Genomic DNA, 10,374 nt, shown 5'->3' with positions numbered 1-10,374 from the left:
GTTGACGGCCGACCCACGGATCACCGCCAGCACCCGATGCCCCAGACGACGGGCATCGGAGAGCCGCTCCAAGACGAGCACACCGGCGCCCTCGGCCATACCGAAGCCGTCGGCGTCGTCGGAGAAGGATTTGCAGCGGCCGTCCTCGGACAGCCCCCGCTGCCGCGAGAACTCCGTGAGCAGACCGGGCAGTGCGTGCACCGTCACACCGCCGGCGAGGGAGAGCGCGGACTCGGAGGACCTCAGCGACCGGCAGGCGAGGTGGAGGGCGACCAGCGACGACGAGCAGGCGGTGTCGACGGTCACCGCCGGGCCTTCGAGGCCGATGGAGTAAGCGACGCGCCCTGAGGTGACGCTGGAGGTGGTGCCGGTCAGGGCGTAGCCCTCGACCTCCGGCGGAGTGTCCTGGAGCTGTGGCCCGTAAGGCAGTTGCGCGGCCCCGATGAACACGCTGGTGTCGCTGCCGCGCAGGGAGTGCGGGTCGATGCCCGCCCGTTCCAGGGCCTCCCACGAGGTCTCCAGCACCAGCCGCTGCTGCGGATCCATCGCCAGCGCCTCACGCGGCGAAATCCCGAAGAACCCCGCATCGAAACCGGCGGCATCGGCGAGGAAACTCACCTCCCGCTGGTAGAAGGTGCCTGAAACCGAAGGGTCTTCGTTGTAGAGGCCTTGGAGGTCCCAGCCCCGGTCGGTCGGATACGGCCCGACGGTGCTGACCTCGTCGGAGACGAGCTGCCAGAGTTCCTCCGGCGAGGACACTCCGCCGGGCAGCCGGCAGCCGATGCCCACGATCGCGATCGGCTCGTCCGGGTCGCCGGTCGGGGCGTACGAGGTGTCGGGCTCGCCGTGCAGGGACTCGCCGGTGAGTTGCGCGTACATGTGGTCGGCCAGTGCCTGCGGGGTGGGGAAGTCGAAGGCCGCTGTCGCCGACAGGCGCAGGCCCGTCCGCTGGTTCAGCGTGTTGCGCAGGTTCAGGGCGCGGAGCGAATCGAAGCCCAGGGAGCGGAAGTCCCGGTACTCGGCCGAGCCGCCGGTGTCCTCGTCGGTGAGCTCGGCGACCGTCTCGTACACCAGGTCCATCAGCGTGGCGCGCCGTTCCCGAACCGGCATGCGCAGCAGGTCCCGGGCGAACGGCGAGTCCGGTCCGCTGGGGCCGCCCGACGCCGCGGTTTCCCGCTGGAAGGGGTAAGGGGGAAGGTCCGCCCTTCGCGGCGTTCCACCCGCCTGCCCGAACAGGGAGTTCCAGTCGGGTCGGGCGCCGTGGACATGGAGCTGGGCCAAGGACTGCAGGAACCGGTCCCGTCCGCCGTCGCCGCGGCGGAGGGTGTCGGCGACGCGGATGCCGGTGCGGTCGGCCGCCGCCTCCTCGATGCTCATCGTCAGAACGGGGTGGGGGCCGACTTCGAGGAAGAGGGTCAGGTCGTCCTGCAGGGCGGCCTGCGTGGCCCGGTCGAACCGCGAGGTGGTGCGCAGGTTCCGGTACCAGTACTGGGCGTCGAGGGTCCGGGGGTCGACCCGCTCGCCCATGGTGGAGGCGTAGAAGGGCACCGCCGAGTCCTTCGGGACGATGCCCGCCAGCTCCTCGACGAGTGATTCACGGACCTCCTCGACCTGGTGCGAGTGCGCCGCGACACCGAAGGGGATGAGCCGGGTGCGGACGCCCTCGGAGACCAGGTCCGACAGCAGTTCGCGCACCGCGTCGGGATCGCCCGACACCACTGAGGACCGGGGGCCGTTGACCACGGCAAGCTCCAGCCGTCCCGCCCAGCGGCCCAGGCGGGCGGTGACGTCCTCGGGCGGCAGGGCCACCGCGAGCAGGTCCCCCTTGCCGTGGATCTTCATCTGGGCCCGGCCGTACGCGGCCACGAGCCGCGCGCCCTCGTCGAGGGAGAGGACCCCGGAGACGGTGGCGGCGGCGGTCTCCCCGAAGCTGTGTCCGAGTACCGCGGTGGGGGTGATGCCGTGCGCGCGCCATGTGGCCGCCAGGGCGACCATCACGGAGAACAGGGCCGGTTGGGCCATGTCGAGCCGGTCGAGGGGGAGTTTGCCGGTCACCACGTCGGTGACGGAGAAGTCGAGGTACGGCTCGAACGCCTCCTCGCAGCGGAGCATTTCGTCGCGGAAGACGGGGTCGGCTGCCAGCAGTTCACGGCCCATGCCGGCCCACTGGGGCCCGTGGCCGGGGAAGACGAACACGACCTCGCATTCCTCCGCGACCGTGCCCCGCACGATCGCGGAGCCCTCGGCGCCGCTCCCGTCCCCGCGCGCGATCGCCTCCAGTGCCTCCGCCATCCGCGCGCGGCCGTCCGCCATGGCCACCGCGCGGTGTTCCCAGGCCGTGCGTCGGGTGGCCAGGGTGTGGGCCACGTCGACGGCATCGAGTGCGGGGTGCTCGCTCATGTGTCGGCCGAGCTGACGTGCCTGAGCCCGCATGGCCTGCTCGCTCCGTGCCGACAGGACCACCGGGAACACGGCGGAGGAGTCGGAGGCTGCGGCAGGGGCGGAAGGCAGAGAGACGGAAGGGCCGGAAGCGACGGAAGCGACGGAAGGGTCGGTGAAGGCGTGAGCGGGCTCCAGCACGACGCGCTCCGGACGGCCCGCCACTGACAGGAGGACCTCGGACCGGACCCCCGCGCCGAGGTCCGCGACCGCCCGCGCCACCTCGGCCAGGTCGTCGCCGCAGGCCGTGGCCGGTTCGTCGGAGGGCTCCGGCGGGCGGGTCCGGACCGTGCAGTGGATCCGGTCGCCGTCGTCGACGGCGCGCCGCAGTTCCTTCAGGACCAGAACGACACACCCGGGCGGCTGCTGCGCTCCCTCCGAGTCCGCGGCGCCGCCGATGAGTTCGACCTCGGGGACCGTCCCGGTGGGCCGGTCGCACGCGGCCCACAGTGCCGCTGCCGGCACCGCGTTCCCGGGGCGGGCCGACGGACCGTGCAGAAGGCCCTCAAGGTGCTGGGCCACGTCACCCGACGCAGCTGCTCCGGCCCACACCAGGCCCGCGTCCTCCCACGCCGTCCACGCCGTCTCCAGCAGGAGCAGGCGCCGGTCGTCGACGGCCCCCGAGAGGTCCGCGAAGAAGTCCCGGTCGAACGCCGTGACGGAGGGCGTGTCAGTGCCGCCTGCGGGCCGGTGCCCCAGCCCGATGATCGCCAGCATGTTCGGCTCAGCATTCCTGGCCAACAGATTTGCCTCTCTTGCTCGTGGGGACTGCCGTGCCGCGCGGAGCGGGGGCCGTCAGGTGTCGGTGGCGGGCCGGGTGCGGGGGTTCAGAGTTCCGCGAGAGCGGTGACCGGGTTCTCGACGCAGTCCGCGACGAACCGGAGGAACCCGCCTGCCGTGCCGCCGTCGCAGACCCGGTGGTCGAAGGCCAGGGTCAGCTGGCCCACGTGGCGGGCCGTCACCTGACCGGCCACGACCCAGGGGCGTTCCATGACGCGGCCCAGGCCCAGGATGGCCACCTCGGGATGGTTGATGATCGCCGCGGAGCCGTCCACGCCGAACACGCCGTAGTTGTTGACGGTGAACGTGCCGCCGCCCAGGTCGGCGGGGGCCAGCGTGCCGTGCCGGGCCGCTTCGGCCGTGCGCCGCAGCGCGGCCGACAGCTCGCGGGTCGTCAGGTCCTGGCTGTCGCGGATCACGGGTACGACCAGGCCGCGGTCGGTCTGGGCAGCGAAACCGAGGTGCACCCGGTCCAGGACGACGATGCCGTCCGGTTCCACGCGGGCGTTGAGTTCCGGGAACTTGCGCAGGCCCAGGACGGTGAACCGGGCCAGGAGGGACAGGAGCGTGACGGGCCCGCCGGTGCTCTGCGCCAGGTGCCGGCGTGCGGCGAGCAGGCCGGTCGCGTCGACGTCCACCCAGACGGTGGCCTCCGGGATCTCCCGGCGGGAACGGGTCAGGGTGTCCGCCATCGTCTTGTGGGCCCCGCGCAGGGGGATGACCCGGTGCGACCCGGCACGGTCAGGTGCGGGTGCGGGTGCGGGCGCGGGCTCGGGCGCGAAAGAGGGCTCGGGCTCTGCCGTCCGTGCCGCCGCCCGGATGGCGTTCACCACGTCGACGCGGCGCACCGTGCCTCCGGGGCCCGTACCGGCGACCTGCCCGAGGTCGACCCCGTTCTCGCCCGCGAGCCGGCGTACGACTGGCGAGGCCACCTTCAAGGACCCGGGCTCCGGGCTCGCTTCCGTGGCCGCGCCGGTCGCCGTCCCCTTACCCGTCCCCTTCCCTGTTCCCGGAGCCGCGGCCCCGGCCGTGGTCCGGGCCGGCTTCCTCGGCAGTCGCCGCGGCTTGCGGGCCGAAGGCGCGCCAGTCCCGTACCCGACCAGCACGTTGCCGCTGCCGGTCTCCGGGCCGGCGGAAGCCGCGGCCCGGGCAGGAGACGGGGACGGGGCAGAGTCTGCTCCGGGCGCCCCGTCTGCCACCGTGAGCAGGACGCTTCCGACGGCGATGCGTTCCCCGGACCCTCCGTGCAACGCGGTGACCACGCCCGCGAAGGGAGCCGGGATCACCACCAGCGTCTTGGCGGTCTCCACCTCCACGACGGGCTGGTCCACCTCGATGACGTCTCCCCGGGAGACCATCCACTGGACGATCTCCGCGTCCGCGAGCCCCTCGCCCAGGTCGGGCAGCAGGAAATCAGGCATCCGCCCCGCCTCCCCCGACCAGCACGTCGTCCCACTCCAGACGGGCGACGGCGTCCAGGATCCGGTCGACGTCGGGCAGGTGGTACCCCTCCAGTTCCGGCGGCGGGTACGGGATGTCCAGTCCGGTCACGCGCAGGATGGGCGCGTGCAGGTGGTGGAAGCACCGCTCGGTGAGGCGGGCCGCGACCTCGGCCCCGTAACCGCAGAACCCGGACGCCTCGTGGATCACCACGGCCCGCCCGGTCCGGCGCACGCAAGCGCTCACCAACTCGTCGTCGAACGGGGCCAGACTGCGCAGGTCCACGACCTCCAGGCTCCACCCCTCCTCGGCCGCCGCCTCGGCCGCCTCCAGAGCGGTCGCCAGCATGGCGCCGTACGTGATGAGGGTGGCGTCCGTGCCCTCCCGCCGCACCAGCGCGCGGTGCATCGGCAGGTCTCCCTCGGCCGTCTCCGGCTCCTCGTGCGTCGACCAGTAGCGCCGCTTGGGCTCCAGGAAGATGACGGGGTCCCGGCCGGCCACCGCGCCGCGCAGCAGGCGGTAGGCGTCGGACGGGGTGCCGGGTGCCAGGACGCGGAGCCCCGCGGTGTGGGTGTAGTACACCTCGGAGGAATCGCTGTGGTGCTCGACCCCGCCGATGCCGCCGCCGTAGGGAACGCGGATCACGACCGGCAGTTCGATGCTGCCGCGCGACCTGTTCCTGAGCTTCGCCAGGTGGCTGGTGATCTGCTCGAAGGCGGGATAGGCGAACGCGTCGAACTGCATCTCGACGACCGGCCGCAGCCCGTTCATGGCCATGCCGATCGCGGTCCCCACGATCCCCGACTCCGCCAACGGGGTGTCGAAGACCCGGTCTTCGCCGAACGAGGCGGCCAGGCCGTCCGTCACCCGGAACACCCCGCCGAGCGGCCCCACGTCCTCCCCGAAGACGACGACGCTGTCGTCCTCCGCGAGGGCGTCCGACAGGGCCGTGTTCAGGGCGGCGGCCATCGTCCCCTGACGTATGTGCTCCGGAATCTTCATGCGCTCTCCCCGTCCTCCGCCTCGCGGCTGAGCAAGGCCGCCTGCTGCTCCCGCAGGGTGGCGGTCGGTTCCGCGTACACGTGGGTGAACAGCCCCGATGGATCCGCTGTCCGCTCCGCGTGCATGCGCGTGCGCAGGGCGGCGGCGAGCGCTTCGCCCTCGCCGCGTACCGATTCCAGGCGCACGTCGTCCAGCAGGCCGCGGTCCGTGAGGTGGCGTTCGAGGCGCTCCACGGGATCACGCGTGAGCCAGTGCCGGACCTCGTCCGGGTCCCGGTAGCGGGTGTGGTCGTCCGCGTTCGTGTGCGGCTCGACCCGATAGGTCAGCGCCTCGATGAGTACCGGACCGCCGCCCGCCCTCGCCGCCGTGACCGCTTCCCGGACCACGCTGTACACCGCCGCCGCGTCGTTGCCGTCGACCAGGACGGACGGGACGCCGTAGCCGATGCCCTTGTGGGCGAGGGAGGGGGCCGCACTCTGCTGCGCCACCGGCACGCTGATCGCGTAGCCGTTGTTCTGCACCAGGAAGACCACCGGGGCCTTCCACACCGCGGCGAAGTTCAGCGCCTCGTGCGTGTCGCCCTCGCTGGTGGCTCCGTCACCGAGCAGGACCAGCGCGACGGTGTCCTCGCCCTTGAGGCAGGCCGCCCGCGCCAGGCCCACCGCGTGCAGGGTGTTCGTGGCGAGCGGCGTGCACTGTGGGGCGACGCGGTACACGTAGGGGTCGTACCCCAGGTGCCAGTCGCCGCGGAACAGCGTGAGGGTGGCGACGGCGTCGACCCCGCGGGTCAGCAGGGCCACCGAATCGCGGTACGTGGGAAAGAGCCAGTCGTCCCCGTCCAGGGCGGCGACCGCGCCGACCTGACAGGCCTCCTGCCCGCGCGAGGAGGGGTACACGGCGAGCCAGCCCTGCTTGGTCAGGGCCGTCGCCTGGGTGTCGAAGCGCCGGCCGACGACCATCTTGCGGTGCAGGTCCAGCAGGACGTCGTCGTGCGGAAGGGTGAGCGGAGAACCGGGGACGGCGGTGCCGTCGGCATGCAGGAGTGCCAGTGGAGAGGCGGACGGCAGCAGGGCCCCGACCACCCCCACCGGTTCAGTCGTCGTCATGGATCCCTCGGAGTCTGGGGGCGCAGGCGCAGGGGCAGGGTCTGGCGGCGGAGGGGCGGGACGCCACGGCGGACGCCGGCTCGCTACGGAGTCCAGGGCGCGGCGGGAGGACGGGCCCGCTCCTCCCGCCGCGCCCGGGGTCACCCCCGGGCCGGGGTCACCGCCGGGCAGGTCAGACGAAGGGTGTGCCCGGGTCGAGGCCGAGCAGGACGCGGCCGTACGTTTCGAGGTTGGTGTTCGCCTGCAACAGCGCGTGCAGGGACAGGCCTTCGATGTCGCGGTGGAAGCGCTGGAAGGGGTTCTCCTTGCGGATCACCGAACCGCCGCTCGCCCCGTGCAGGATCTCGACGGCTTCCTTGGCGAGCTGGATCGCGTAGGCACTCTGCCCGCAGACGGCGGCCCGCTGCTCCACCGGGGGCTGCTCACCGGCGTCGGCCCACTTCTGCAGGCGCGGGAGCCAGGACGCGATGAGGCCCTCGGCCGCGGCGAGCTTGCTCTGCGCCGTGGCCACCTGGATCTGGGTCAGCGGGTGCAGGCTCTGCTCCGTCCAGGCCGTGTACGTGATGCCCCGTCCGGGCAGGCGCTCGAGGAACAGCTCGTACGCGCCGCGCGCCATGCCGGTGTACGCGGCCGCCGACTCGATGAGGATGAGCGGCACCAGGGCGTAGAACCGGCCGTTCTCGTGGGCGTGCGAACGGCCGGCGCCGGTGTTCGTGATCGCGTCCTCGAACCCCAGGGTGTGGTCGGCCGGCACGAAGAGGTCCTGGGCCACCGTGGTGTCGCTGCCGGTGCCGGCGGCTGCGGTGACCTGCCAGTCGTCGACGATCTCGAGCTGGTCCATCGGGACCAGGCAGAGGACGACCTCCTCGTGGCCGGGCTCGGCGGGCTCGTCCCGCTGGACCACTGCGGCGTTCAGGCTCCAGTCGGCGCCGCGGCAGCCGGTGTTGAACTTCCACTTCCCGGACAGCCGGTAGCCGCCCTCGGCGGGCACCAGGACGCCGGTCGGGGCGAACCCGCCGCTGATGCGTGCCTCGCCGCCGGCGAAGACCCGGTCCTGCGCCGAGTCGCTGAACATCGTGGCGATCCACCCGCTGGAGATCCACGCGCTGAGGACCCAGCCCGTCGAACCGCAGCCGCGCGCGACCTCCGCCAGTACCCGCGTCGTGTCCTCCAGGGACAGGTCCAGCCCGCCGTACCGCAGCGGGACGGCGGCCCGGTAGGCGCCGGCCTTGCCGAGGACGTCCATGTTCTCCTGGGGTATCCAGCCCTGCTCCTCGGCCTCCCTGCCGTTCTTTCGGAGGGTGGGAACAGCTTCCGTGAGTGCGTCGAGCAATGCATTGACGTCGGGATGGATCGAATTCATGCTGTTCTCCGGAATATCCACGTCGCGGTGTGGTCCGGTCATCCGCCCGCAAGTCTGCGGCTGCGATGCCCGCGTTCCACCTGGGTCCTTGCCGGCCCTTGCACGGATCGCGTCCCGGCCAGCGGTGAACGACGTTACCGAGGCGGGCGGGAATCCCTGCTAACGGTGGGTCATCAGCCGGTAATCCGAGGAGAAGCCGCTGCGAGCGGCGGTGATTACCCCGTGGTGGGCGGGGGCCGCGGGTGCCGCCGTACGGTGTGCGTCACCACCGACACCTCCCTGACGACGGAGATATCACGCCATGACTGAAACTCGGGCCGGCCAGCCGGTAGAGGACGTGAACCAGGTTGTGTCCCTGTACGTCGAGGCATTCAATTCGGGGAACCCGGACGTCCTGAACCGCTGGTACACCGATGACGCCGTCACGGTGTGGGAACCGGGACAGGCCATTTCGGGCGAGGACCGCAAGAGGGAGCTGGCCGCGTCCCTGGAACAGCGGCCGGTGATGAGGGCCGAACTCCGTCACCTCTACGTCGCGGGCGACGTCGCGATGCAGGTCGTCGACTGGCACGTGGACGTCGAGGGACCCGACGGGACCAAGCAGGAGTTCGAGGGCGTGGGACTGGACGTCCTGGTGCGGGGCGAGGACCGCAGGTGGCGCTTCGCCATCGACAACCCTTACGAGAAGGCCAACTGACGGGGAAGGCCCCACGGGGGCGACGACGTACCGCAGTATCGCAGTGCCGAACGCGAAGGAGCCGCACCTCCCCATGACGGCCGCAGCAGGCCCACAGAAGTGGATCATCCCATTCGGGCATGGGGGGCAGGCCCCGTCCCGCCTGCTCTGCTTCCCGCACGCGGGCGGGGCGGCGAGCTACTTCCACCCCTTGGCCGCGGCCCTGCGCACCTCCGGCGTGGACGTCGCCGCCGTGCAGTACCCGGGGCGCCAGGAACGGCGGCTGGAGGCGCCGACCGCCGATGTGGACGCACTCGTGGACCAGGCGCTGCCCGTGCTGGCGGCGCACGTGGACGCCCGCACCGTCCTGTTCGGCCACAGCATGGGCGCCGTCGTCGCCTTCGAGGCCGCGCGCAGGCTCCAGAGCGAACACGGCATCACACCGATGGGCTTGGTCGTGTCGGGCCGCCGCGGCCCGCTGACGGTACGGGACGAGCGGCTCCATCTCGCCGACGACGCCACCTTCGTGGCGCGCATCCGCCGGCTCAGCGGCACCGACGGCCGCCTGTTCGACGATCCGGAGATGCTGGCCCTGGTCCTTCCGGCGCTGCGCACCGACTACCGGGCGATCGAGACCTACCGCCACCGGCCGGGTGTGCACCTGCGCTGCCCGCTGACGGTGTTCGTGGGGGACCAGGACCCGCAGGCGACCGTCCAGGAGGCGCAGGAGTGGCGCCACCACACCGCGGCGGACTACCGGTTCCGGACCTTCCCGGGGGACCACTTCTACCTGCGGGGCTGGCCCGCGCCGGTGGTGGACGAGCTGGCCTTGGCCATCGGGCTCTTCGAGCAGGCGGCCGCGAGGACCGGACGGACGGCGGGCGGGACCTCCCCGGCCCGGCAGTGATCCGGAGCGGTGCCCGGCGCCGCATTCCTTCGGCGGAAAGGTGCTTCCCGCCACCCGACCACCCATTCCACAGCGAAAGGTCGCCATGCACGACAGCGCCGTCCATTCATCGGCCGGAAAGGGCGGGTCCTCCGAGGAATTCGGGCCGGTGATGCCCGCCACCCTGCGGGAGGCGCTGTCGCGGTTCGCCTCCGGGATCGTGGTGATCACCGTGGGCGGAAGCGATCCCCACGCGATGACCGCCAATGCGTTCACTTCGGTTTCCCTCGATCCGCCCTCGGTTTTGTGCTGTGTGTCGCACGCGGCCGTCATGCACGGTGCGATCGAGAAGTCCCGGAGTTTCGGAATCTCCGTCCTCACCGCCGAGCAGAAGGAACTGGCCGCCCACTTCGCGAACAAGAAGAGGCCGCTGGGGATACGTCAGTTCGACGACGTCCATTGGCAGCCCGGAGAACACACTGGCGCGCCTCTTCTCGCCGGAGCGCTGGCATGGCTGGAATGCGATCTGGCCGACATGTACGTGGCAGGAGACCATTCGATCTTCCTGGCGAACGTGCTGGCCTCCACCATCGGGCGCAAGCGCTCCGGGCTGCTGTTCTTCGAGGGAGCGTTCCGCGAAATCCCCTCCAGCCCCCACGCGCCACGCTGACGGCACCCGCTG

8 protein-coding genes are annotated in these 10,374 nt (G+C 71.9%); 3 read left to right on the top strand and 5 right to left on the bottom strand.

Going from position 1 to position 10,374, the window contains the following annotated elements; all coding sequences use genetic code 11:
* The 5 genes from ACH4UK_RS32960 to ACH4UK_RS32940 form a co-directional block, all read right to left on the bottom strand.
* Nucleotides 1–3,180: beta-ketoacyl synthase N-terminal-like domain-containing protein (locus ACH4UK_RS32960; protein WP_398362291.1), on the bottom strand; the 3,180-nt coding region annotated here is incomplete at its 3' end.
* Between the two features lie 86 nt (nt 3,181–3,266).
* Nucleotides 3,267–4,640, bottom strand: coding sequence for a dihydrolipoamide acetyltransferase family protein (locus ACH4UK_RS32955; protein ID WP_398362289.1), 1,374 nt, complete (start codon nt 4,638–4,640; stop codon nt 3,267–3,269).
* Nucleotides 4,633–5,661: an alpha-ketoacid dehydrogenase subunit beta gene (locus ACH4UK_RS32950; protein WP_398362287.1), complete on the bottom strand. Its 1,029-nt coding sequence runs from the start codon at nt 5,659–5,661 to the stop codon at nt 4,633–4,635. The genes ACH4UK_RS32955 and ACH4UK_RS32950 overlap by 8 nt, the downstream gene beginning before the upstream one ends.
* Entirely contained in the window at nt 5,658–6,767 is a 1,110-nt protein-coding gene (locus ACH4UK_RS32945; RefSeq protein WP_398362285.1) for a thiamine pyrophosphate-dependent dehydrogenase E1 component subunit alpha, read from the bottom strand. Before ACH4UK_RS32945 ends, ACH4UK_RS32950 begins: the two co-directional genes overlap by 4 nt.
* Before the next feature lie 172 nt (nt 6,768–6,939).
* Nucleotides 6,940–8,130: an acyl-CoA dehydrogenase family protein gene (locus ACH4UK_RS32940; protein WP_398362283.1), complete on the bottom strand. Its 1,191-nt coding sequence runs from the start codon at nt 8,128–8,130 to the stop codon at nt 6,940–6,942.
* A gap of 301 nt (nt 8,131–8,431) precedes the next feature.
* On the opposite strand from ACH4UK_RS32940, the gene ACH4UK_RS32935 reads away from it, so the two are divergent.
* The 3 genes from ACH4UK_RS32935 to ACH4UK_RS32925 all read left to right on the top strand — a co-directional run bounded on the left by ACH4UK_RS32935 (nt 8,432) and on the right by ACH4UK_RS32925 (nt 10,362).
* Nucleotides 8,432–8,827 carry a YybH family protein gene (locus tag ACH4UK_RS32935; RefSeq protein WP_398362281.1) on the top strand — a complete coding sequence of 132 codons (396 nt, stop codon included), beginning with the start codon at nt 8,432–8,434 and terminating at the stop codon, nt 8,825–8,827.
* A 73-nt stretch (nt 8,828–8,900) separates the two neighbouring features.
* The gene (locus ACH4UK_RS32930) at nt 8,901–9,713 is read left to right on the top strand and encodes a thioesterase II family protein (RefSeq protein WP_398362279.1); all 813 of its coding nucleotides are present in this window, start codon (nt 8,901–8,903) and stop codon (nt 9,711–9,713) included.
* 85 nt (nt 9,714–9,798) lie between these two features.
* The gene (locus ACH4UK_RS32925) at nt 9,799–10,362 is read left to right on the top strand and encodes a flavin reductase family protein (protein ID WP_398362277.1); all 564 of its coding nucleotides are present in this window, start codon (nt 9,799–9,801) and stop codon (nt 10,360–10,362) included.
* The last annotated feature ends 12 nt before the right edge of the window (nt 10,363–10,374 follow it).

The sequence above is a fragment of the Streptomyces sp. NPDC020884 genome (assembly GCF_044333935.1).
Taxonomy (GTDB): Bacteria; Actinomycetota; Actinomycetes; order Streptomycetales; family Streptomycetaceae; genus Streptomyces.
Note: the sequence above shows the minus strand (reverse complement) of the source record. Positions and strands in the feature narration are given on the sequence as shown.